The sequence below is a fragment of the Burkholderia sp. MSh2 genome, assembly GCF_000731655.1.
GTDB classification, from domain to species: domain Bacteria; phylum Pseudomonadota; class Gammaproteobacteria; order Burkholderiales; family Burkholderiaceae; genus Burkholderia; species Burkholderia paludis.
Genome location: NZ_JPGM01000014.1, coordinates 61,881 through 86,127, shown reverse-complemented (window position 1 = coordinate 86,127; position 24,247 = coordinate 61,881). Strand labels below are relative to the sequence as shown.

Sequence of the window (24,247 nt, the reverse complement as noted above, 5' to 3'; positions counted from 1 at the left end):
TCGCATTTCGAAATTGTATGAATAATAGGCGCGACGCGAGCGGTCTGCCGGCCGTTCGCGGGGGGATGGTGCAGGCTCAGGCGCCGGCCGCCGGCGCCGGATCGGGCGCGGCCGCCATGTCGCCGGCGGGGAGCAGCTCGAGCAGGCGTCGCGCTGCCTCGACGTCGCGTGCATGCAGCCATTCGTCGTAGTCGTCGCGGTGCAGGATCACGACGCCCCGTTTCTCGTCGCCGGGCCGATGCATGCGCGCGAACACCGGATGATCGTCGGCGTTCATCGTGAGCATCGCCATGCCGATGCACGATCGCGCGCCGCCGTCGTAGCGCCGCCAGATGCCGGCGACGCAGCACGGCTGCCAGCCGTCGACGCCGATCCGGTGCCACACGTTGCGGCCGCTCTCGTAGCAGGGTTCGAAGATCCAGCGCACCGGAATCAGGCAGCGCTGGCCGTTGCGCCACGCGTTGCCGTAGAGCCGCGACGAGCCGACCGTTTCCGCCCGTGCGTTCACCGTATCGAGCTTCCTGCCTTTCCGGCCTCGCTCGTCGACCCGCTCGGGCTGCATGAATTTCGGCCAGAAGCCGAACACGGCGGCGGCGACCTCGAGGCCGTCGCCGGCGGCGCGCACGAGCGGCGCCGGATAGTCGGGATACACGTCGGGCTGCCACGGGTCGCGACGGTACAGATCGCCGATGCCGATCTTCAGTTCGCTGATGCCCGGGTCTTCATCGGGGGCGCGGTAATGGGTGCACACGGCTGGGCGGACGATGGGGGCGATATCTTCATCGTAGGTCGGCGCAGGCGCCGCGGCCGCGCTATCGCCTCGCCGGGTATGACGAAACGGTTTTACGCATCGACGATGCGCCGCGCGCCTCCGGCGCGTGCCGTCATGCTTGCCGCCCGATCCGCAGCGTCAGGATTTCGTCGCCCGCGCCATCGAGCGTTCCTGTCGGCGTCCAGCCCAGATGGCGGTAGAAGCCGTACGAGCGCGACGCGGGATCGGTCGAGCACCCCAGAAACAGCGACGTGAAACCGTTCGCGGCGAACGCGTCGACCACCTGCCGCAGCAGCCGCCTGCCGATCCCCGCGCCCTCGTATTCGGGCAGGATCGCAAGCACGACGATCTCGCCCGAACCGGTGTCGCCGAAGCAGTAGCCAACCATGCGCCCGTTCGCGCAGCAGACCTGGCCCGAGAACAGGCCGCTGCGGATGCCGTCGCCCCAGCTTTCCACGGTGATGCCGAGGTCGCGCAACTGCGCGTCGGTGAATGCGTTCTCGCGCGTCTTGCCGCGCAGTTCGATGCACGCGGCCGCATCGTCGGGAACGGCCTTGCGCCAGGTGAGTTCAGTCATCGTTCGATGCTTCCAGGTTCCGCCGCCGGCGCGATGCATACAGGCAGATCAGCTCCAGCGCGATCGTCGCGCCGGCCAGCGACGTGATTTCCGCATGATCATACGGCGGCGACACTTCGACGACGTCCATGCCGACCAGGTTGATGCCTTCCAGGTGACGCAGGATCTCGAACGCCTGATGGCTCGACAGCCCGCCCGAGACCGGCGTACCCGTGCCCGGTGCGAACGCCGGATCGAGACAGTCGATGTCGAACGTCAGGTACACGGGGCGATCGCCGACCCGTTCGCGAATGCGCGCGGCGATCGCAGCGGGCGTCGACGCATGCACGTGGCGCGCATCCTGGATGTCGAAGCCCATCGGCTCGTCGTTGGTCGTCCGGATGCCGACCTGGGCCGACCGCCCGGGCACGACCCACCCTTCCCGCGCCGCGTGATAGAACATCGTCCCGTGATCGATGCGCTTGACGTCGCGGTCGGGCCAGGTGTCGGTGTGCGCATCGAAATGCACGAGCGACAGCGGCCCGTGCACCTTCGCATGCGCCTTCAGCAGCGGATACGTGATGAAGTGATCGCCGCCGAGCGTCAGCATCGCGCAGCCCCGCGCGAGAATCCCGTCGGCATGCCGCTCGATCGCGCCCGGCACCGATTCGGGCTGCCCGAGATCGAACGCGCAATCGCCATAGTCGACCGCGGCCAGCACGTCGAACGGATCGAACGACCACGGCCACGGGCGTTCCCACGCGATGCCCGTCGACGCGATCCGCAACCCGCGCGGGCCGAAGCGCGTTCCGGGCCGGTGCGATGCGGCGGAATCGAACGGCACGCCGGTGATCGCGAGGTCGACGCCGTCGAGGTCGCGGCTGAAACGCCGGCGCATGAAGCTCGTCGCGCCCGCGAAAGTCGGTTCGGCCTGCGTGCCGTAAAGGCTGTCGCGCGTGAATGCAAAATCGTTCTGGCTCATCGTCGGATGCCTGCCTGGAGGGGGACGGCCGCGCGGCTGGCGACCTCGGGCCCGATTCTGCCGTCACGGCATCCGACGAAAAATATGAACTAACATAAGCCGACTTCACGAAACGCGATGTATCGCCATGCTGACCCGACTGAGAGACATGGATTTGCAGCTGCTGCGGCTCTTTCTGACGATCGTCGAAAGCGGCGGTTTCAGCGCCGCGCAGGGCACGCTCGGGATGGCGCCGTCGACGATCAGCACGCAGATGGCCAAGCTCGAGACGCGCCTCGGGTTCCGGCTGTGCGATCGCGGCAAGAGCGGCTTCCGGCTGACGCCGAAGGGCGAACGCGTGCTGCAGTCGACGCGGCGGCTCCTGCACGCAATGGACGTGTTCACGCGCGATACGCAGCACGTGTCGGGCACGGTGCTCGGCGAGCTGCGCATCGGGCTTTCCGAGCGGCTGGCACCGGACATCGTCGAATCGATCGCGGCAGGCGTCGGCCGCTTCCGCGAGCGGGCGCCGGCCGTGCTGATCGAGATGGTCGCGGTGCCGCCCGACGAGCTGGAGCGCAGGCTGCTGAAAAACGAACTGCAGCTCGCGATCGGCTACTTTTCCGGCCACCAGGCCGGCCTGCACTACGCGCCGCTGTTCGTCGAGCACCAGTCGCTGCACTGCGGCGCCCGGCATCCGCTGTTTGCGAAAAGGACCGTGTCGGTCAACGACATCGCACGCACGAGCAACGTCGCGCGGCTCTACAAGACGAACACGTCGGGTGCGGCGCTGCGCAACGCGCAGCCGACCGCGTTCTCCGAAAACGTCGACGCCGACGTGATCTTCATCCTGTCCGGCGCGCACGTCGGTTTCCTGCCCGACCATGTCGCGGCGCCGTGGGTCGCCGCAGGGAAGATGCGCCGGCTGCTCTCGAACAAGCTGAGCCATACGGTCGAATTCCAGCTCGCGACACCGCGGAACTGCGACGGCAGCGAAGCGCTGGACGCATTCACGGCCGCGCTCGCCGAACAGTTCGGCGGACTCGACGGCTTCGCGGGCCCATGACCGACGCGTGCCGCCCGTTGCGGGTCAGACGAGCCGGTCCGACGCGATGACCTGCACGCCCGGCCGCGCGTCGATCGCCGCGTCGAGCAGCGCGCGGGCGATCCGCCGCGCGGGATTCACGCGCCACTTCGCCGGCAACACGGGTCGGGCCACGTTCAGCGCGAACACCAGGAACCGCTCGCCGAGCCGGAATTCGTCTCGGCTGCCGCCAATCAGCCCCGGCCGCACAAGCGTGAGCGACGCGAACCCGACGCCCGCCAGCGCCTGCTCGACCTCGCCCTTCACGCGGTTGTAGAAGATGCGCGACGCGGGATCCGCGCCGAGGGCGGAATTCAGGACGTAGACCTGGGTGCCGTACCGGTGCGCGAGCCGCGCGACCGCGAGCGGATAGTCGTGGTCGACGCGCTGGAATGCCGCCTTCGAGCCGGCGGCCCGCATCGTGGTGCCGAGCGTGCAGATCACGGCGTCGGCCTGCCACCAGTCGGCCGCGTCGGGCAGATGATCGAAATCGACCTCCAGCGCGCGCATTTTCGGATGCGGCGACAACGGCCGGCGCGCGAGAACGATCACCTGATCGACCCGCGCATCGGCAAGCGCGACTTCGAGGACGTGACGGCCGACGAGTCCGGTCGCGCCGACGAGCAGCAATTTCATGTCCGGTTCTTCCGTGTGGAGCCGGCGTCGACGGGTCGGGAACGGCCCGCTTTCCGGCTTCCGACATGATCGTCGGCCGGCCCCGCGCCGACAACCGCCTTACGTCTCGAAAAATTACAGCGCACCCCACTCCTTATCTCGAATTTGTTGCGGCACATCGACGGCCGCATCGCCGCATGCTTCAATCCGCCGCACATTTCCGCGAATTTTTGCAATTTTAATCGAACCCCATCACACTAAACGTCGATTTCTTCGATGTTTGTGCGACAAACAATGTCAAACATCGAAAGAAAGCGCATTCATTTTTCGTTGTTTTACATTACAAATGTATTTCATTCTGTAAGATTCACTTCGTTCGTTATCTCTTAATTCACCCAGGAACGCCCATCCCGTTGTCTTAATTCCTCAAGTCATCGTATCGCGGTGCGGCGTCCTCTTTTTTCCGAGACAGACTATGAACCGCACTTTCCGTACGATCTGGAACGACGCACTGGGCGCCTGGGTCGCCGCCTCCGAAACCACCCGCGCCAACGGCAGGAAAGCCTCGAAGAGCGTCCCGGCCGGCGCGCGTGTCGCCGCCGCCCTCTCCGTGATCGCAGCCGCCGTCGCACCGCTCGACGCCGCAGCCCAATCGGCGAAGCCCGCCACGACCTCGTACTACAGCGTGAACGACGGCGGCACCGCCGGCGGCAATGTCGACAACGACGGTGCAACCGGCCTGAACGCGCTGGCGGCAGGCGTCAACGCGGCGGCAGCGGGCGTTGCCGACATCGCGATCGGTTCGGGCGCGACCAGCAGCAGCGGCTCGACCGGCGCCGGCAACATCGCGATCGGCCAGGACGCACAGGCCGTGACGCCCGGCGGCGGCTACGGCGTGACCGCGATCGGCGCGGGCGCGAAGGCCGGCACCGGCGGCTATACAGGCGCAACCGCCGTCGGCTACAACAGCGCGGCCACCGAGAACAGCACGGCGATCGGCGCCAACGCATCGTCCAGCCAGACCGGCACGGCCGTCGGCCGCAACGCGCAGGCGTCCGGGCGCGGTGCGCTGGGCGCCGGTTCGGCCGCAACGGCGAGCGCAACGAGCGCGATCGCGCTCGGCGATCGGGCGACCGGCTCGGCCGCCAGCAGCGTATCGGTCGGCACGCAGGCCACCGCCAGTGCGCAGGCCGCGACCGCGATCGGCCCGCGCGCCGTCGCATCCGGCGCCGGCGCCGTCGCACTCGGCGCGAGCGCAACGGCGGCCCACGCGAACTCGGTCGCGCTCGGCGCCGGCGCGGTGACCGATGCCGCCACCGGCACGAGCGGCGCGACGATCAACGGCAACACCTACGGCTTCAACGGCACCGCCCCGGTCGGGACGGTCAGCGTGGGCAGCCGGAACCGCGAACGCACGATCACCCACGTCGCGGCCGGCCGGCTCGACCAGGACAGCACCGACGCCGTCAACGGCTCGCAGTTGAACGCGACCAACGACGCCCTGACGGTGGTGGGCAGCAGCCTCACGAGCCTGTCGACGTCGACGTCCAGCGGACTGTCGAGCGCGAACAGCTCGCTCGTGTCGCTCTCCACGACCACCGCCGAGCGCATCGACACGGTCGACCTCAACATGGCGTCGCTGTCGACCGGGCTCAGCACGACCGGCGACACCGTCGCCTCGCTGTCGACGTCGACCGCCGCCGGGCTGTCGACGACGCGCAACGCACTGGTTTCGCTGTCCACCTCGGCGTCGACCGGCATCGACACGCTCGGCACGAACCTGACGTCGCTGTCGACCGCCACGTCGTCCACCGTCGGCGCCTTGTCCACAACGATCAGTACTACGAATGACAATCTGGTGTCGCTGTCGACCTCGACGTCGAGCGGATTCGCATCGTTGTCGACCGGCCTGAGCACGACCGGCGACGCCGTCACGTCGCTGTCGACGTCCACGTCGACCGGCCTGTCGACGACGAACAGCACGCTCGCTTCGCTGTCGACGTCCGCGTCGACGGGCCTTGGCTCGCTGTCGACCGGCCTCCGCGCGACGGACAGCACGATGGCGTCGCTGTCGACGTCGACCGCATCGGGCCTCGGCTCGCTGTCGACGAGCATCGGCGCGGTCACCGTCAACACGACGAACCTCGGCAACAGCACGGCCGACGCGCTCGGCGGCGGGGCGGCGTACGATCCGGCCACCGGCAAGATCACCGCGCCGTCGTACGTGACGTACAACAACGACGGCACGACGACGGTCAACACCAGCGTGGGCGACGCGCTCGACAACCTCAACGCGAAGGGCGCGAAGTACTTCCACGCGAACTCGACCGAAGCCGACAGCCAGGCCACCGGCGCGAACAGCGTCGCGATCGGCCCGAACGCGATCGCCCACCTCGACAACTCGGTGGCGATCGGCCATCGCTCGATCACCGGCGCGGCCGTCGGCGTATCGTCGTCGAGCATCGGCGACCTGCAATTCGGCGGCTACGCGGGCGCCAACCCGTTCGGCGTGTTCAGCGTCGGCGCACCGGGCCAGGAGCGCCAGATCCAGAACGTCGCGGCCGGCCGCGTGAGCGCCGACAGCACCGATGCGATCAACGGCAGCCAGCTGCATGCGACCAACCTCAACGTCGCGTCGCTGTCCACCGGGCTCAGCTCGACGAACAGCAATCTCGCGTCGCTGTCCACCGCCACGTCGACCAGCATCGGCTCGCTGTCGACCGGCCTGTCGTCGACCAACGAAGCGCTGGGCTCGCTGTCCACGTCCACGTCGACGAGCGTGACGTCGCTGTCAACCGGCCTCTCCACGACCAACGACCGCGTGTCGTCGCTGTCGACCAGCGTGAACAGCATCAACACGCAGATCAACAACCTGTCGACGTCGGCATCGCGCAACACGGGCATCACGGCCGACATGAACGGCTCGGGCACCGATGCGCCGACCGTCGCGGCCGGCTCCGGCTCGGTCGCGATCGGCGCGAACTCGAACGACGGCGGCCGCTCGAACGTGGTCTCGGTCGGCAACGCGGAGCAGCAGCGCCAGATCGTCAACGTCGCGCCGGGCACGCAGGGCACCGACGCGGTCAACCTGAACCAGCTCACGATGGCGAGCGAATCGGCGAACCGCTACACCGACCAGCGGGTCGGCGCGATTCAGCAAGGCGTGAACGATCTCGCGCGCAACGCGTATTCGGGCATCGCGATCGCCGGCGCGCTGGCGGGCATGCCGCAGGTCGATCCGGGCAAGGTGATCTCGGTCGGCGCCGGCTTCGGCAACTACGGCGGCTATACGGCGATCGCGGTCGGTGGCAGCGCGCGGATCGCGCAGAACACCGTGATCAAGCTGGGCGTCGGCACGGTGAACGGCTCGCGCATGATGGTCAACGGCGGCATCGGGCACTCCTGGTAATGCCGCGCGGGCCGGCGCAGTACGCACCGGCCCGCGTCGCCGCAGAAACGGCAAAGCCCGTGAGCGTCAGGTCGCTCGCGGGCTTTTTTTATGCCGGAATTGGCGAAGTCGCCCCGGTTCGCGCGCTACGGGGCCGCCGTGCCCTGCCGCGACACGCTCGGCGCGACACCCGTCCAGCGCTTGTACGCCTGCGAAAACGACGACATGTCGCTGAACCCCAGCTCCTGCGCGATTTCCTTGATCGACAGGCGCCCTTCGGCGATCAGCGCCTGCGCGCGGGCCTTGCGCACCGCGTTCGAGATGTCGCGAAAGCATGCGCCCTCTTCCTGCAGCCGGCGCTTCAGCGTGCGCTCGCTCGTGTTGAGCAGCGTCGCGATGTCCTTCAGCAGCGGCGGCCGGTCGAACGGGCGCGTGGCCAGGTATTCGTTCAGGAACGACACGAGATCGACGCGCGTGCGCCGGCGCGTGACCAGCTCGGCGCACATGCGCTCGCACATCGCCGCGGTTGCGGCATTCGCCTGCGGCAGCGGCCGCTCGAGGAGCGCGTGCTCGAACGTGAGCGTATTGGCGGGCTGGCCGTGCCGGACCTGCGCGCCCGGCACCGGCTGCCGCACGTCGGAACCGGGCGCGGCGCCGTACGCGAGATCGAACGTCGCGAGTTCGAACGCGCCGCCGATCACGTCGCGCAGCACGCGGCACGTCGCGCCCATCGCGCGCTCGACGAAGAATCGCTGCACGTTCGCGGCGAGTTCCGGCGACGCGTCGAACCGGATCGCATCGTGCCGCCCTTCCCGCCGGAACGTCATCGCGACGAACGTGTAGGTCAGCGCCAGGTAACGGCCGGCAAGCGCGACCGCGTCCATGCCGGTCGCACTGCTCAGGAGCCCGTAGCCGAGCAGCCCGTATGCCGAAAGCTGGTACGACAGGCCGACCTTGAGACCGACGTCGGGCTCGCCGGCGGTCAGGTCCAGCAGGTTCGACGCAACGGCCAGCTCCTGCGCGGCCAGCACCGTGAAGTCCGGGTCGGCGAGCTGCTTCAGCGTGAGTTGGGCCCCCTTGAGCAGCGCCGACGGCGCGATTCCGCGGTCGCGCCCGAAGTCGATCATCAGCAGGACGGAAGCCGGGCTCCGGGCAAAGTTCCAGACATTCATCAGACGCCTCGCGACGTGGGTTGGCCTAGATTCTAAAGCGGTTGGCCTGCCGCAGTATGGCCGGCGCACGCTCGCGCCAGCATGATGAGAGCCATCGCAACCCGCCAGGCATCGACCGCCATGAAGCTTCCCTCGCTCCTTCGTCCGGCCTGCACGCTGCTGCTGGCCGCCGGCCTGTCGAGCGCGCCGCTCGCGCCGGCCGTGGCCGACGATGCCGTTTCGCCCAACTCACCGGAGTCCGCCGCCATGCCCAAGACCTATGCCGACCAGTCCGTCTGGCGCGACATGCAGACCTTCCTTCCGACCGACTTCCAGTGGCGGGACGGCCAGCAGCCGCAGGAAGAATGGTGGTCCTGGCACGGCCACCGCATGCACCTCGACACGTACCGCAACCCGCAGGCGCCGGTGAAGGTGATCCTGTTCCATGGCGTCGGCACCAACGGCCGGCAGATGTCGATGATCCTCGGCGAACAGCTGGCGCGCCGCGGCTACGAAACGATCGCGATCGACATGCCCGAATACGGGATGACCGAAGTCGCCCGGGGCGCGCTGGTCCGCTACGACGACTGGGTGCACGCGGGCAGCGATCTCGTCGACGCGGAACGCGCGAAGGACGACCGGCCGATCGTGCTCTACGGGCTGAGCGCGGGCGGCATGCTCACGTATCACGTGGCCGCGCTGAACGGCAAGGTCGACGGCATCGTCGGCATGACCTTCCTGGACCAGCGCCTGCAGCAGGTGCGCGACGAAACCGCGCGCAACGTCTTCATGAGCCGCGTCGGCGGCCCGATGATGCACATCGCCGCGATGACCCCGCTGAAATCGATGCGCGTGCCGATGACGCTCGCCAGCAAGATGTCCGCGCTCGTCAACGACCCGGATGCGCTGAAGGTGTGGCTGTCCGACCGTACGTCCGCCGGCAACGCGATGACGATGGCGTTTCTGGATTCCTACATGTCGTACCGGCCGGCGGTCGAGCCGGAGGATTTCGCCGTGTGCCCGATCCTGCTCACGCAGCCGGCCGCGGACCGCTGGACGCCGCTGCACCTGAGCGAGCCGTTCCTCGCGCGGATCCGCCGCGTGCCGGTCAAGGTTGCGATGCTGGAGAACGCGGGCCACTATCCGCTCGAGCAGCCGGGGCTGTCGCAGATGGTCGATGCGATCGATGCGTTCTATCGCGAGGTGACGGCCGGGCGCGTCGGGTCGCGCGCGCCTTTCTGACGCCACGCGCGCAAGAGACGGCTTCGGCGCCGGCGCGTCGGTCGGCGCCGTCTCGTCGTCGCGGATTGCACGCTCGCGGGCCGGATCCGGCTGCCCCGTCGAACGTATCGCATCGAGCATGCCGGGCACCGTGAAGGCACGCCGAACCGTGCGTTGCCGCGCGAGGAAGCGGCGGGCTGCGAGCGGCGCCGCGCACCCTGCGGCGATCGCCTGGAACACCGTTCGCACACCGACGCGCAATACGGTCTGCCGCGCGCCCGACGAGGCCGTGAAAGTGCCGCACACCGATGCGATCACGTCCTCGCCGCCGCTCGCCTGCTGATACACGGCGTTCATGTAGACGTCGGTCTTCTTCGACAGCAGGTAGTCGAGCATGATGCCGACCTGGTTCGAGTGATTGTCGGTCAGTTGCGGGCTTCCCTTCGCGTAAAGGTTGTTCGCATAGGCGAAGAAATCCGGTGCGAACCGGATCGACCCGCCGATCTCTGCCGGCTCGTCGGCATGAGCGAGCGCGCGACCATCGACGCGTTCATGTCGCAGTTTTCCCGCACGCCTGCGCAATACATCATCGAACGCCGGCTGGAACGCGCGCGCTGGATGCTCGAACATACGTCGGACAGTATCCTGTCGATTGCGCTGGATTGCGGTTTCGGCACGCAGAGCTATCTGTCGACGGCGATCAAGCGCCACTTCGGCGCGACGCCGAGAGAATTGAGGATGCGGGCGGCGTCCGCCCGCCGAAGCGGGACGAGCGACGGCCAGCGCGATCCGCACGAACAGGCGGGCATGCGGAACGCCGGCATCGCGGCATTCCGAAGATCGAACGAGAGTGTCTGCCGTACACCTGATGCGGAAAGAATCGCCGATGCGCACGTTGCGCATCGGCGCCGCGTTTCAGGATGACTGCACGTCAGATATGCAGCGCGTGCCCAAGCGCACGCAGCGCGGCTTCCTGCAGCGCTTCGCCGAGCGTCGGGTGCGCATGGATCGTGCCGCCGATGTCTTCCAGCCGCGCGCCCATCTCCAGCGACTGCGAGAATGCCGCGGCCAGCTCCGACACGCCGCCCCCGACCGCCTGCCAGCCGACGATCAGGTGGTTGTCGCGCCGTGCGACGACGCGCACGAAGCCGTCGGTCGCCTGCAGCGTCATCGCACGCCCGTTCGCCGCGAACGGGAACGACGCGCTCACGCAATCGACGCCGGCCGCCCGCGCGTCGTCCGGCGACCAGCCGGCCGTGACGATCTCGGGATCGGTGAAGCACACCGCCGGGATCGCCGCAGGCATGAACTTGCGGCGTCGCCCGGAGATCAGCTCGGCCACCATCTCGCCTTGCGCCATCGCGCGATGCGCGAGCATCGGCTCGCCGGCGACGTCGCCGATCGCCCAGACGTTGCGCATCGACGTCCGGCATTCGTCGTCGATCCGCAATGCGCGGCCGTTGCGTTCGAGCGGCAGCGACTCGAGCCCGAAGCCGTCGACGCGCGGCCGGCGCCCGACCGCGACCAGCACGCGATCGGCCTGCAGCGTCTGTTCCGCACCGTCGGCCGCCTGCACGCGCACCGCGCCCTGCTCCGCGAGCCCGAGCACCTTGTGGCCGAGCAACAACCGCACGCCCAGCCGCGCGAGCGAATCGGCCACCGGCCGCACGAGTTCGGCGTCATAGGCGGGCAGCACGCGCTCCGCCGCTTCGACGACGCTCACGTCGACGCCGAGCTTGCGGTAGACGATCCCGAGTTCCAGCCCGATATATCCGGCGCCCACGACGACCATCCGCTTCGGCAACGTCGCCGGCGACAGCGCCTCGGTGGACGACACGACATGCCCGCCGAACGGCATCGACGGAAGCGCGACCGGCTCGGAGCCGGTCGCGAGCAGCAGGTGCTCGCAGCCGATCCGCACCGTGTGGCCGCCGGTCGCGACTTCGACGGTCTTGCCGTCGACCACGCGTGCATCGCCATGCAGCACCCGCACGCCGTTCTTCTTGAGCAGCGCGCCGACGCCGCGCGTCAGCCGGTCGACGATGCCGTCCTTCCATGCAACGCTTTTCGCGATGTCGATCTCGGGCGTGCGCACGCTGATCCCGAGCGCGCCCTCGCCCGCATGGCCGCATGCCTGTTCGAATGCGTCCGCGACGTGGATCAGCGCCTTGGAAGGAATGCAGCCGATGTTCAGGCAGGTGCCGCCGACCCGGTCGCGCTCGACGAGCACGGTCGGAATGCCGAGCTGGCCGGCGCGAATCGCGGCGACGTAGCCGCCCGGGCCGCCGCCGATCACGAGCAGCGTGGTGTGTTCGTTCTTCATGGCGCTCACTCCACGAACAGCAGTGCCGGGCGCTCGAGCACCGCGCGCACGGCCTGGATGAATTCGGCCGCGTCCGCCCCGTCGACGACGCGATGGTCGAACGACGACGACAGGTTCATCATCTTGCGCGCGACGACCGCGCCGTCGCGGATCATCGGCCGCTCGACGATCCGGTTCACGCCGACGATGCCGACCTCGGGATGATTGATGACCGGCGTCGACACGATGCCGCCGAGCGCACCGAGGCTCGAGATCGTGATCGTCGAGCCGCTCAGCTCGTCGCGCTGCGCGCGGTTTGCGCGTACCGCATCGGCGAGCCGCGCGATTTCGGCCGAGATCGACCACACGTCCTTCGCCTCCGCGTGACGCAGCACGGGCACCGTGAGGCCGCCGTCCGTCTGCGTCGCGACGCCCATGTGCACCGCGCCGTGGCGCGTGACGACACCGGCTTCGTCGTCGAAACGCGCATTGATCTGCGGGAAATCGCGCAACGCGATCACCATCGCGCGGATCAGCAGCGGCAGCGGCGTGAGCCGGCCGCGTGCGTCGCCGTAGCGGCGATTCAGTTCCGTACGCAGCGATTCGAGCTCGGTGACGTCGATCTCCTCGACATAGCTGAAGTGCGGAATGCGGCGCTTCGCTTCCTGCATCTTGCGCGCGATCGCACGCCGCAGCCCGATCACCGGCACTTCGGTTTCGTCGTTGCGCTCGTCGTAGCCGTGCGCTTGCGACGCACGCGCGGACCCGCTGCCGGTGCGCGCATACGCATCGAGGTCCGCATGGAGGATTCGCCCGGCGTCCCCCGTGCCGCGCACATAGCGCAGCTCGATGCCCATGTCCCACGCACGCTGGCGCACGGCCGGCGACGCAAGCGGACGTTCGCCCGGCGCGAGCGCCGCGCGCGGCGGCTCGACGTGCTCCGCGCGACGCGGCTCCGCCGGCGCGCGCTTTGCCGCGGCCTGCGCGGGCGCTTGCGCCGGCGCATCGGCCGCCGCCTTCGACGGCGCGGCGGCAACCGGTGCGGTTTCTACCTTCGTTTCGCGCACCGGTGCGCCGGCCTTCAGGTTCCCCTCGCCTTCGACTTCGAGCCGGATCAGTTCGCTGCCGACCGCCATCATCTCGCCGATCCGGCCGCCGAGTTCCAGCACCTTGCCCGTCACGGGCGACGGAATCTCGACCGCCGCCTTGTCGGTCATCACATCGGCGAGCGGCTGGTCTTCCTTGATCAGCTGCCCGACTTCCACATGCCAGGCCACCAGCTCGACCTCGGCGATCCCTTCGCCGATATCCGGCATCTTGATGACATGAATCCCCATCTCACGCCTCCATCACGCGTCGCAACGCTTCACCAACCCGGGCCGGGCCCGGAAAGTACGCCCATTCCTGCGCATGCGGATACGGCGTGTCCCAACCCGTCGTGCGCTCGACCGGCGCTTCGAGGTGGTAGAAGCAATGTTCCTGAACCAGCGACACCAGTTCCGCCCCGTAGCCGCAGGTGCGCGTCGCCTCGTGCACCACGACGCAGCGCCCGGTCTTGCGTACCGACGCGACGATCGTGTCGAGGTCGAGCGGCCACAGCGTGCGCAGGTCGATCACCTCCGCGTCGATGCCCGTCTCCTCGGCCGCGGCAAGCGACACGTGCACGGTCGTGCCGTACGTCAGCACCGTCACGTCGTTGCCGGGCCGCACCACGGCGGCCGTATCGAGCGGCACCGTGTAGTAACCCTCGGGCACCGCGCTGGCCGGATGCTTGAGCCAAGACGTGACGGGACGGTCGTGATGGCCGTCGAACGGCCCGTTGTACAGCCGCTTCGGCTCGAGGAAGATCACCGGATCGTCGTTCTCGATCGACGCGATCAGCAGCCCTTTCGCGTCATAGGGATTCGACGGCATCACCGTGCGCAGCCCGCACACCTGCGTGAACATCGCCTCCGGGCTCTGGCTGTGCGTCTGGCCGCCGTAGATGCCGCCGCCGCACGGCATCCGGATCGTCATCGGCGCGATGAACTGGCCGGCCGAGCGATAGCGCAACCGCGCGCCTTCCGACACGATCTGGTCGGAAGCCGGGTAGAAATAGTCGGCGAACTGGATCTCGCACACCGGGCGCAGCCCATACGCGCCCATCCCCACCGCCGCGCCGACGATCCCGCTTTCGGAGATCGGCGCGTCGAACACGCGCGACTTGCCGTATTTGTTCTGCAGCCCCTCGGTACAGCGGAACACGCCGCCGAAATAGCCGACGTCCTGCCCGAACACGACCACGTCGCTGTCGCGCCCGAGCATCACGTCCATTGCCGAGCGCAGCGCCTGGATCATCGTCATCGGCTGCGTCGCCGTGCCTGTCTCGTGTTGCGCCATGGTCATGCTCCCAGTTCCTGGCGCTGACGGCGCAGGTGCGCGGGCAGCTCCTTGTACACGTCGTCGAACATCGAGGCCGGCGACGGAATCCGGTCATCGGCCAGCGTTCCGTATTTTTCCGCTTCCTTCTGCGCGGCGATCACCTCGGCCTCGAGCTCGGCCGTCAACGCTTCGTGCGCGCTGTCCGACCAGATGCCTTTCACGATCAGGTGGCGCTTGAAGCGCTCGATCGGATCGCCGAGCGGGAAATGGGTCCAGTCGTCGCTCGGCCGGTACTTGGTCGGATCGTCCGACGTCGAATGCGCGCCCGCACGATAGGTCACCCACTCGATCAGCGTCGGGCCGAGATTGCGGCGCGCACGCTCGGCCGCCCAGCTCGACGCCGCGTAGATCGCGAGGAAGTCGTTGCCGTCGACCCGCAGCGACGCGATCCCGCAACCGACGCCGCGGCCCGCGAACGTCGTGCCTTCGCCGCCGGCGATCGCCTGGAACGTCGAGATCGCCCACTGGTTGTTGACCACGTTCAGCACCACCGGCGCGCGGTATACGTGCGCGAACGTCAGTGCGGTGTGGAAGTCGGCTTCGGCGGTCGCACCGTCGCCGATCCACGCGGACGCGATCTTCGTGTCGCCCTTGATCGCCGACGCCATCGCCCAGCCGACCGCCTGGATGAACTGCGTCGCGAGGTTGCCCGAGATGGAGAAGAAGCCCGCGTCGCGGTCCGAGTACATCACGGGAAGCTGGCGGCCTTTCAGCGGGTCGCCCTCGTTCGACATGAGCTGGCAGATCATGCGCTCGAGCGGCACGTCGCGCGTGATCAGGATGCTCTGCTGGCGGTAGGTCGGAAAGCACATGTCGCCGTCGCGCAGCGCCATCGTGTGTGCGGTGCCGATCGCCTCTTCGCCGAGGCTCAGCATGTAGAAGGAGATCTTCTTCTGGCGCTGCGCGATCATCATGCGCGCGTCGAAGATGCGGGTCTTGAGCATCGCGCGCAGCCCGGCGATCAGCCGCGCGTCGTCGAGATCGGGGGCCCACGGGCCGACCGCCTTGCCGCTGTCGTCGAGCACGCGCACGAGGCTGCGGGCGAGATCGGCGGTGTCCGCCGCGGCAACGTCGATCGGCGGGCGGCGGACTGCGCCGGCCGGCGATAGATGCAGATAGGAAAAATCCGTCTGGCAGCCCGGACGCCCAGTGGGCTCCGGCACATGCAGACGCAATGGCTCTGACAGGCTCATCGTGTCGTCTCCACGCTCGATTGTGTCTCACGCTGATTGGGAACGTGCCGCCGGTTGCCGGCTTGCACGCTCGCTGGCGTGCGGATAGGCACGTCAACCGTGGAAATTTATGCAATGCGGGGCCGGCCGTCGATGACCAATTCAGTCGATCGCGGTGAGCATATTTGCCATGTCCGGCGCGCGGGGCGGGCCGGCATGCGGCGCGCGCCGGGTTGATGCGGGGCGGCCGAAGACAAAAAACCGCGGGTGTGCGGCTTTTTGGGGGTGTTCGGGTGTTCGCGTCTTCTGGGCTGCATCACATCGCCGTGAAGGCGATCGTGGTGCCTGGGGACCGAAACGGCACGATTCGTCGAGAGGCTTTTCCGCTAAGGCTCACAAACAATTAACCGTCTTTACATGACCAAGCTTGCTCGTTCAGCCACTCCGGGCATATTCAAACCTGCGAGACTCTGTTGCAGACCCAACGGGTCAGTGCTCATGGTCGGCGCGTTCCGCGCATAGGCATACAGGTTGTATGCCACCGCGAAGACCAATCGGGTCTTTCGACACGTACCGACCGACATCCGGGTCGAAATAACGGTAGCGGTTGTAATAAAGGCCCGTCTCATGATCGAAGTAATGCCCCTGGAAACGGATCGGGTTACGGATACCCGCCTTGCGCGCCGCTTCGCTGATGACCTCCTTTGCTTCACCCCACGCCTTGTAACGTGCCGACCAAGCGACTTGGCCTGCCTCGTCCGTCACTTCCTGTGGCGTGCCGATCTGGTCACACTGGCAATAGCCAATCTGCATGAACGTTACCGGCTTGTTCGTGTGGCTCCACAGCGGGTCACGGTCGATGTCGTAATGCTCATCGTATTCCGGCTGCTAGTGCAGTTCAATCCAGCCCGTATGAACCGCTTGCGCGAGCGGAACAAAGTTCTCCGGCTCGTGCAAGTACATCGACATCGCCTGCCATTGATACCGCTGCGGAAGCGCATGGACGCGTTGCGCCACAGGCAGCGATTATTTATCTTCCGCGTCCTCGCGTGCGATCGTGACCGGCTTGTCCTCGATCGGATCGTAGCCGCCCCGGCGCTGCTCTGGCTGCACGTGGAAACGCTCCTCCAGCAGCAACACGTCGCCGTCCCACGTAACGCGGGTTCGGTCGGTACTGCCATCCAGACGCTCGATTTCCTTGCTGATGCGTCGGCTGAAGGCGTCATATTCGTAGAGCACCTCAGATCAGGCACGACGGCATCCGGAATGTAGGTCGTGCCGCCCGATGCCTCCGGGATCGTGCGCGCAATCTGGTATTTCGGCACTCACTCTGTCCGACCCGCAACACGCCAAACATCGCACAATTAATTATGCGATACAACAATACTTCTAATATAATAATTGCAAGCGCAAAAAATAAATGCAAACAAATCCGCATAGATTTTTCATAAATTTAATTTGCAAATAAATTCACCTTTTAACAGGTAAATTTACGTTGTTCTTGGCCGAACACGGACACAGATTGTCCGTTTGCATGGCGCTTTACCTTGCACATCTTTCCGGAATTATCAGTCGGACGCAAATCATCCAATGGATCATCACCGCAATAACCTTTAGATCAGCAACTATCTGGCATCGTCCATGGAACGTTTACGCCGGACCACTCCCCCGGTATTTCGGGGGGCAGGCCAAGGATAATTAGTTACCTCTCCCAATGCATCACCCACCTCACTATTTCGCACTATTTCAGGTAGTGGCGACGCAAGATCAGAACGATATAGATTCCCCATTCCAAGCAGCGCCGGCCCCATCGCCTGCAGGCCCAGATGATCGATCCAGATGACAGGGCTTTTCACGCATACGTAGACGTTAATACCGCCGACCAACCCGATCGGATCTTTACTGATGAACCACCCTGAGTTCGGATCGCAATACCGATTCCGGTTATAGTGCGGCTCCGTGAGCCATCATATTATTTTAATAAATTTAACTTAGAATTTGCTGCTTTTTATGAAAAAAATTCAAATAAGACTCGGGCGACCTCAAATCAATCCGAGAGATTTTTAGGTCGACTCTAGATACAATTTCAAATTAATAACACTGACACTCATAGCCGGCATCGATGTTACGCCCGTACTGTGGATAGCTTGGCTGATATCTTCCGAATTTCCCCTGCTGCCTGCACTCCTTTATGCAGCTCCTCTCTCTCTGCTCGAATGTCGGCTGACACATAGAAATAAATATAGGCATGAGTAAAATTAGAATAACAAGAGACGGGATTAAATAAGATTTAATTTTCATCTGAAACTTGACTCGGTGCATGTAAAAGGTTGGGGTTCGCCGCTCCCAACAAAAGACTGCTGAAGAGGCTCCTGCTTTCTCTTGCACGTCAACCCTGAATTGTTCGTTGGCGATAAATCGATTTTTCCATAAAATCCCTTTGCACAATAAAATTGAGGGGCAGCCACCGGGACATTAACGCCCGGCCAATTCCCCGGCAATTCGTCAGCCGGAATTGGATTATTGCTGATATCATTTAATAGCCCCCTTACCTCTCCATTTCCGGCTAATACCGGTCGTGGAGGCATAGCGCCTCTTGCGTACAGGTTTCCCATTCCAAGCAGCGCCGGCCCCATCGCCTGCAAGCCCAGCGGATCGGTCCAGGTGACAGGGTTTTTCACGTATGCGTACGCATTCAAGCCGCCAACAAGACCAATCGGGTCTTTTCTGATGAAGCGGCCACTGCTTGGGTCGTAGTATCGATGCCGGTTATAGTGCAGTCCCGTCTCATGATCGAAGTACTGTCCCTGGAAGCGGATCGGGTTACGGATATCTGCCTTCCGCGCCGCCTCGCTGATGACTTCCTTCGCCGCCCCCCACGCCTTGTAGCGTGCTGACCAAGCGACCTCGCCCGCCTCGTCCGTCACTTCCTGTGGCGTACCGATCTGGTCACACTGGTAATAGCCAATCTGCGCGAACGCTACCGGCTTGTTCGTGCGACTCCACAACGGGTCTCGGTCGATGTCGTAATGCTCATCGTATTCCGGCTGCTCGTGCAGTTCAATCCAGCCCGTATGAATCGCTTGCGCGAGCGGAACGAAGCTATCCGGCTCGTACACGTAGTGCGTCGTGCGGCCATTGCTGCCGGCATGCTCGCCCGTGCCACTCTCCCACGCCAGTCTGTCACCATCCCAGCCGTACAGCGTCAGGCCGTAGCCGTGCTCTGCGTTCAACCGAGCAGTCTCGGCCTCCCGATAGCCACTGCCGTCAGACGAGCTTTGGCGCACCCATGCATTTGACTTCTTCGCCACGCGTCGACCCAATGCGTCGTACCAGTAGCTAACAGTCACCTTGCCGTTACTGAACTGGATAAGCCGATCGAATCCGTCCCACTCGTACCACGCTTGCTCGCCATTACGGCGACGTTCCGTCAGGTTGCCGTATTCGTCCCAGATGTAGTGCGTCCCCGCGTACTCGCGCAGCAGGTTGTCCAGCAGCGTCGGACGCCCCTGGATTCGACTCGAATATCCTGGCGTGTTTTGATCAGGTGATTCGAAGCGCCGCGTCTGCGCGTCGTCCAGCAGATTGCCTGCTGGATCGAACGCAAAGGTTTCTTCGCCCAGCATGCCGGTTGCCGCCACCAATCGTCCTATCAGATCGTAGCGGTAGGTCCGCATCCCGTTCTGCGTATCCTCGATGCGCTCCAGTTGACCGGCACGGTCGTAGGTATAGCTGCGCTGCACCAGCAGTTTGCCGCCCTGCGTTTCGCTCCGGCTTGCGATCAGCTTCTGCTGTTGCAGCCGTCCTGCCAAATCGTACTGTTGCTTCTGCGTCAGGCCATTGCCCTGCACCCGCTCGATTTCTCGATGCAGGTCATCACGTTCGATCTGGACGAGTTCCGTGCCGTCCAGCATCATGCCGTGCACGTGTCCGCTGCCGTAGGTCATGACGGCTACACGGTGACCGTCCGGCCGAATCGTGACGACCCGTTGATTCAACACGTCGTATTCGTGCCGCCACACTGCGACCCGCTTATTTTTCAGGAAACTGAAGTGCTGGTGCTCTCGCGTGACGTTGCCCGCGTCATCGTAGAACCATTGCAGGCGGCTAGTGGGGTTTTCCGCCAGAATCATCTGACCGTTGCCGTTGTACGCGAACCGCTCGCGCTCGCCGTACTTCCACTGGCTCGTATCCGGATCCCATTGCCCCGTCCAGCGTGCGGTCAGTCGGCCCACCGCATCGAATTCGACCGCCGTCATCCGGTGTCCTTGCTCCCCTGTCGACACGTCCGTCAACACACCGGATGACGGATCGTATCGATAACGCGTCGTCTTGCCATCAAAGCCCGTTTCGGCCAGCAGCCGGCCCACGGGATCGTACGCAAATGACGTCTCCCGTCCATTCTCGTTACGCAACGCCTCCAGCCGGCCCAGTTTGTCCCAGCGATAACCCAGCGACTCCCCGTTAGCGTCTTGACGGGTGGCAATCAGACCCGCACGCGTATAAGTCCACTCCGTGCGTCGGCGCAATCCATCGACGTGCGCCAGCAGTCGCCCTTCCGCGTCGCGCTCATATTGCTCTGTCGCCCCATCGGGGCGCGTCACGTCAACCAGTTGGCCCGCCTTGTAGCGATACTGAGTTGCCTGGCCTGCCGCATCGATAAACCGCTCCAGCTGACCTCGCCCGTTGTACTGCCATCGACTGGTCTTGCCCGAGCAGTCGGCATAGGACGTCAACTGGCCAGTCGCACTGTACGAGAGCTGCTTTTTGCCGCCCCTCGCGTCAATGATTTCCACCGGCTGGCCGAGCGCGTTGTTGGTGTATTCAGTCTTGTTGCCGAGCGGATCGATTTCCTCGATCAGGTGATCTTTCGCGTTGTAGTCGCGCACCCACAGACCACCTTCGCCGTCACGAATCTTGCGCACGTTGTCGCGGGCGTCGTAAGCGTAATACACCGTGCTACCGTCAGCCCGCGTGTGCGAGACCCGATTGCTGCGGTCGTCGTAGGTGAAGGTTTCGACGCTGCCGTCGGAATGAAGGTGACGAACGATGTTCTTCGCCTCGTCCCGGAAGAACCATTCCGAACGCCCGTCCGCATGTCGGATACGGTAGGTGTAGCCGAGAATGTCGTAGTAATACCAGGTCTCGTTGCCCTGGGCATCGGTGACATAGGTCAACCGGATGTTCGGATCCCACTCCAGCTTCGTGTCGTAGGTGCCGTCGTCAGCCCATTCACGCACGGCCTTGGCCATCGCGCCCTCGCCATCCCAGCGCAGGTTCATACCCCGGCCAGTACGATCCGTGTACCGCGTGATCAAGTGGTGTTGATACGTATAGCTACGGCTGGCACCATTCTCGTCGGTCGCCGCCACCAGATCGCCGGCATCGTCGTAGGTATAGCCAGCAAGCTGACGAACCGCCTTGTTGTTTTCGATCAGCCACACCTGCGCCATGCGACCGTGTTCGTCGGACACCACATGAACGTGGGCATCGATCTCGATCTCCCCGTGATAGGACATCAGATCGGACGGCAGCAGCGCATGATTGGGCATGTGTGCCGGATGATCATAGGCCAGCGCCAGGCCCTCACCGTTGCGCAATACGATGCCCGTCAAACGGAAGTGTTGGCCGTGACGCTCGTAGGTCTCTCTGACATCGTAGCCACGCGCCAGGGTCACCACTCGATCGGAAACCCGCACCAGCGTCAGGTTCTCGATGGCGTCGAAATGAAACGCCCCGACTTTCGGCAACGGATACGCATGCGTGCGGCCGTCCGCTGCGTGATAACGAAGGCTCTCCGGCAGCGCATCGTTTTGCACGATGTCGAGCCGTGTCGTATACGGCGAGATCCAGCGCGCGCCCATCGGCCCATCATCGTAGGCAGCAAGGTCGGATCGATACTGACGGCTCCAGGTAAGCGGAAACGGCCCCGGCAGCGAGAAGTCTTCGTGTTCCAGGCGCTCAGCGCCCCGAGCAAAGCTGATGCTACCCGTTGTTCCTTCACACTCCTTGCAGCCGCCATCGCTTTTGGCGTTTGCCTGTGCACTGATAGCGTCGGTGGTGTTATCGCCGTGGCTATGGGCCGCCTGGCCACTCTTGTTTTCCGGAACGTTCGCAGCCAGGCCCTTGTGGCCGTTCTTTTTCCGATAAGCCTTGACCACGGCCAGCAACAGCGTCAGCAACTTGGCGATTTCACCCACACGCGGATCGGCAAGTTTAGCCAATGCGCCCTTGCACATACCGGCCAGCTCACGAATCTTCCGGTCCACGTCAGTTGCAATCTGCGCGCGTTGTTGCGGTGTCGGGGTGAGGCTCTCAACCGCGTTGGATTCTGCCTCCGCCCCGGCCTTGGTCGCCTGATGCAGCACCCATAAGCCCTTCGTGATACTCGCACCGGGATCGCGCACAAAGACATCCGCCGCCTGACGGACCTCCTTTCCGGCCAACTTCGCATTACCCTCCGCATTGAGCGTGTCCAGCGCTGCCTTCTTCATGCCAGCCGCCATGTCCAGCAGCATTTTTTTCAGCAGCTCGCCCGCGTCCTTGAGCATGCTATCCAGGCGGACCTGCGCTCCCTGGACGAACGTCTCCAGTTCCCCAACAATGGTCGCATTCAGATGCGCGGCAAGCAGATTGACCAGGGCATCGTGGGTCTGGACTTTCTCGCCATGCTTCGCCATCGCTTTCAATTCGACTGCCAACTCGCGACGCGCCTCTACCAGCATCGGTCTGAGGGCCATGCGTGCTGCCGCCAGCGTCTGCGGAACGGGAATGATCCCGATCATGTCGATGCCGATGTTCACCCAGTCCATCGCGTCGGCGGATGGCTTGTCGTGCAACGCCTTCAGGTCCAGCGCCACGCTGACCAGAGCGATGACGTTACCGACGACCGGCAGACCCTGCGCAGCATTACTAAGCCGCTCCAGCGTCACGACGCCGCCGCTGATCTGTTGCAGCCACTGATCGAATTTGCGCGAGGCGGCAGCAATGTCTTCCGGATGAATGGTGTTAAGCGGCGCAACGGCCAACTGCACCGGGCGAGTAGCAGCTACGGTCGAAGATGCGGTCATGGGGAGAAACTGAAAATGAATTCGGAAACGACGCGAAGATGCCGCGAGAGATCTGCGCCTCGTCTGTCAAACAAATCCGGACATACGCATATCAGGCGCGACCGAGTCGGTTTGCGCTTTCTCACGACTGTTGGAATAAGACATGCGATCCATTTAAACGCCTTGCCTTCCAGCTCGATCGCCTCGATCGGAAAAAACAGATTATCGAGCGGCAGTCTCGTAATACCGGGCGCCGACATCTTTTCTCCAGTCGATGCCGACACATTGGGGCGCGAATTCAACCCCTCGATGGCATCAAGTTGTTGATGAAAACGCTGAATCCGTGAGCTGAACGTGATTCCGGATGGCTGAACATCGTGGACCAGCGTAGAAGCGCTCGCCAACGCCGAAATCAACGCTGCCGAAGCTTCTTGTTTCTTCATGTGTTAGCGGCGCAGTAATTGGTCTCTTCCGCCGCAATGTACCGATAATATTTGTTCTCGTGTTGCCAGAAATTACAAGGATGTCAGATCAATTGACTCCCGGACTCTATTGATGCAGTCATACACCCAGGTTAACACCACGACTCCTTCCCTTTCACTTCCAACAATCACCCACAAAATTGACAGTTGCAAACAATTTTAAAAATAAAAAATCGAGATATTCGATATATCAAAAACACCCACCTTCAACCACCCCATCACTTATGAAATTCAGCACACTCTCCAGCCGCTTTATTTCCATAACGAGAAAAGCCCATCATTCATCACGCACTCGTAGCCGAACAGTAATTTTGGGATTATTAAATTCACATCGTCCAGCAATCTCGAAAACTTGCACTGATCACCCCACATAAAAACATTGACTTGGTCGACGTTGGCAATAATTTTCTTGTGTTCGTCATGACGCGCCCCGCACGCTAAACGCATACGTCATCGTGTCGCGCATCTACAACAAACGCACCATCAAGGTGATTAGTCAGCTTTATGCCGGTCGTGGCAAGGGGGCCGTTCCAACTTCCGCATCGGGTACGACATGAGCTTTGCTCCGAGCGGTCGTCCGGTACGTGGACGATCATCACCGTGCTCGCACCGACACTCAACGTCTCGACGCCGCCTGGTTCGGCGCAGGTGTGACGTTCAAGATAACGCGGCAAAGTGCCTCGGACTGGGCAATCAAGCATGTCGCATAACCCCGTCCGTGTTCTCTCTGGCCGTCGGCATGTGCATCCATATCTTTCGCGGAGTCGGGTTCCGATTCAGCAGCCGGTACGCCACGCCCCTACAAATCAAGCCCCAGGGTACGACTGCCCACCTCGGTAACAGCAAACTCGTGACCTTCGCTCACGACGGCGTTGCAAGACGTATTCCGGTGAGGTCACCCAACGTAATGCCCCTCCCCCGCATTGACTCGCTTTGGCCCAGCGAGATTCGTCTGCCGGATCTCTTCATTTTGCAGGTCTCCTGCCCCTCATCCCAGGTTGCCGTACGTGCGAGGCCCTGCACAGAAGCTCGTCAAAACGGCCGGTCTTTGACGTAACGACTGGCTGGCCGTT

17 protein-coding genes and 1 pseudogene are annotated in these 24,247 nt (G+C 64.2%); 4 read left to right on the top strand and 14 right to left on the bottom strand.

Annotated elements, in window-relative coordinates; translation table 11 throughout:
• Positions 1–76 precede the first annotated feature (76 nt).
• The 3 genes from GQ57_RS10900 to speB form a co-directional block, all read right to left on the bottom strand.
• Entirely contained in the window at positions 77–751 is a 675-nt protein-coding gene (locus GQ57_RS10900; protein ID WP_034197871.1) for an SOS response-associated peptidase family protein, read from the bottom strand.
• Positions 752–884: 133 nt separating this feature from the next.
• Entirely contained in the window at positions 885–1,349 is a 465-nt protein-coding gene (locus GQ57_RS10895; RefSeq protein ID WP_031401050.1) for a GNAT family N-acetyltransferase, read from the bottom strand.
• The gene (gene speB, locus GQ57_RS10890; RefSeq protein WP_031401051.1) at positions 1,342–2,310 is read right to left on the bottom strand and encodes an agmatinase; all 969 of its coding nucleotides are present in this window, start codon (positions 2,308–2,310) and stop codon (positions 1,342–1,344) included. The genes GQ57_RS10895 and speB overlap by 8 nt, the downstream gene beginning before the upstream one ends.
• Positions 2,311–2,437: 127 nt before the next feature.
• Between speB and GQ57_RS10885 the strand changes: the two genes are divergently transcribed.
• Entirely contained in the window at positions 2,438–3,355 is a 918-nt protein-coding gene (locus GQ57_RS10885) for a LysR family transcriptional regulator (RefSeq protein ID WP_034197870.1), read from the top strand.
• Between the two features lie 24 nt (positions 3,356–3,379).
• Here the strand turns inward: GQ57_RS10885 and GQ57_RS10880 are convergent, their stop codons facing one another.
• A complete protein-coding gene (locus GQ57_RS10880; protein ID WP_031401053.1) occupies positions 3,380–4,009 on the bottom strand; it encodes an NAD-dependent epimerase/dehydratase family protein in 630 nt (209 codons plus the stop codon).
• Between the two features lie 454 nt (positions 4,010–4,463).
• Between GQ57_RS10880 and GQ57_RS39165 the strand changes: the two genes are divergently transcribed.
• Positions 4,464–7,397: an ESPR-type extended signal peptide-containing protein gene (locus GQ57_RS39165; protein ID WP_052001254.1), complete on the top strand. Its 2,934-nt coding sequence runs from the start codon at positions 4,464–4,466 to the stop codon at positions 7,395–7,397.
• A gap of 125 nt (positions 7,398–7,522) precedes the next feature.
• On the opposite strand, the gene GQ57_RS10870 is transcribed toward GQ57_RS39165, so the two are convergent.
• Positions 7,523–8,548 carry an AraC family transcriptional regulator gene (locus GQ57_RS10870; RefSeq protein ID WP_031401055.1) on the bottom strand — a complete coding sequence of 342 codons (1,026 nt, stop codon included), beginning with the start codon at positions 8,546–8,548 and terminating at the stop codon, positions 7,523–7,525.
• Positions 8,549–8,668: 120 nt separating this feature from the next.
• On the opposite strand from GQ57_RS10870, the gene GQ57_RS10865 reads away from it, so the two are divergent.
• Both GQ57_RS10865 and GQ57_RS43670 read left to right on the top strand, forming a co-directional pair.
• Complete coding sequence (locus GQ57_RS10865) at positions 8,669–9,769, top strand: alpha/beta hydrolase (RefSeq protein WP_235215048.1); 1,101 nt, start codon at positions 8,669–8,671, stop codon at positions 9,767–9,769.
• 153 nt (positions 9,770–9,922) lie between these two features.
• Positions 9,923–10,672: a helix-turn-helix transcriptional regulator gene (locus tag GQ57_RS43670; RefSeq protein ID WP_235215047.1), complete on the top strand. Its 750-nt coding sequence runs from the start codon at positions 9,923–9,925 to the stop codon at positions 10,670–10,672.
• Positions 10,673–10,679: 7 nt separating this feature from the next.
• Here the strand turns inward: GQ57_RS43670 and lpdA are convergent, their stop codons facing one another.
• The 9 genes and pseudogenes from lpdA to GQ57_RS41545 all read right to left on the bottom strand — a co-directional run bounded on the left by lpdA (position 10,680) and on the right by GQ57_RS41545 (position 23,135).
• Positions 10,680–12,071 carry a dihydrolipoyl dehydrogenase gene (lpdA, locus tag GQ57_RS10850; RefSeq protein WP_034197867.1) on the bottom strand — a complete coding sequence of 464 codons (1,392 nt, stop codon included), beginning with the start codon at positions 12,069–12,071 and terminating at the stop codon, positions 10,680–10,682.
• Between the two features lie 5 nt (positions 12,072–12,076).
• Entirely contained in the window at positions 12,077–13,387 is a 1,311-nt protein-coding gene (locus GQ57_RS10845; protein ID WP_031401060.1) for a dihydrolipoamide acetyltransferase family protein, read from the bottom strand.
• Between the two features lies 1 nt (position 13,388).
• The gene (locus tag GQ57_RS10840; RefSeq protein ID WP_031401061.1) at positions 13,389–14,435 is read right to left on the bottom strand and encodes an alpha-ketoacid dehydrogenase subunit beta; all 1,047 of its coding nucleotides are present in this window, start codon (positions 14,433–14,435) and stop codon (positions 13,389–13,391) included.
• Complete coding sequence (locus GQ57_RS10835; RefSeq protein WP_031401062.1) at positions 14,432–15,664, bottom strand: 3-methyl-2-oxobutanoate dehydrogenase (2-methylpropanoyl-transferring) subunit alpha; 1,233 nt, start codon at positions 15,662–15,664, stop codon at positions 14,432–14,434. The genes GQ57_RS10840 and GQ57_RS10835 overlap by 4 nt, the downstream gene beginning before the upstream one ends.
• A gap of 468 nt (positions 15,665–16,132) precedes the next feature.
• Positions 16,133–16,456, bottom strand: a complete 324-nt coding sequence (locus GQ57_RS39155) for an RHS repeat domain-containing protein (RefSeq protein ID WP_075123050.1) — start codon at positions 16,454–16,456, stop codon at positions 16,133–16,135.
• A 213-nt stretch (positions 16,457–16,669) separates the two neighbouring features.
• Entirely contained in the window at positions 16,670–16,882 is a 213-nt protein-coding gene (locus tag GQ57_RS10830; RefSeq protein ID WP_034197865.1) for a hypothetical protein, read from the bottom strand.
• Positions 16,883–17,268: 386 nt separating this feature from the next.
• A pseudogene (locus GQ57_RS39150) lies at positions 17,269–17,589 on the bottom strand (RHS repeat-associated core domain-containing protein); the annotation flags it as partial.
• A 351-nt stretch (positions 17,590–17,940) separates the two neighbouring features.
• On the bottom strand, positions 17,941–22,713 hold the full coding sequence (locus GQ57_RS10825; protein ID WP_081896641.1) for an RHS repeat-associated core domain-containing protein: 4,773 nt from the start codon (positions 22,711–22,713) through the stop codon (positions 17,941–17,943).
• On the bottom strand, positions 22,710–23,135 hold the full coding sequence (locus GQ57_RS41545; protein ID WP_152603235.1) for a hypothetical protein: 426 nt from the start codon (positions 23,133–23,135) through the stop codon (positions 22,710–22,712). The genes GQ57_RS10825 and GQ57_RS41545 overlap by 4 nt, the downstream gene beginning before the upstream one ends.
• Positions 23,136–24,247 lie beyond the last annotated feature (1,112 nt).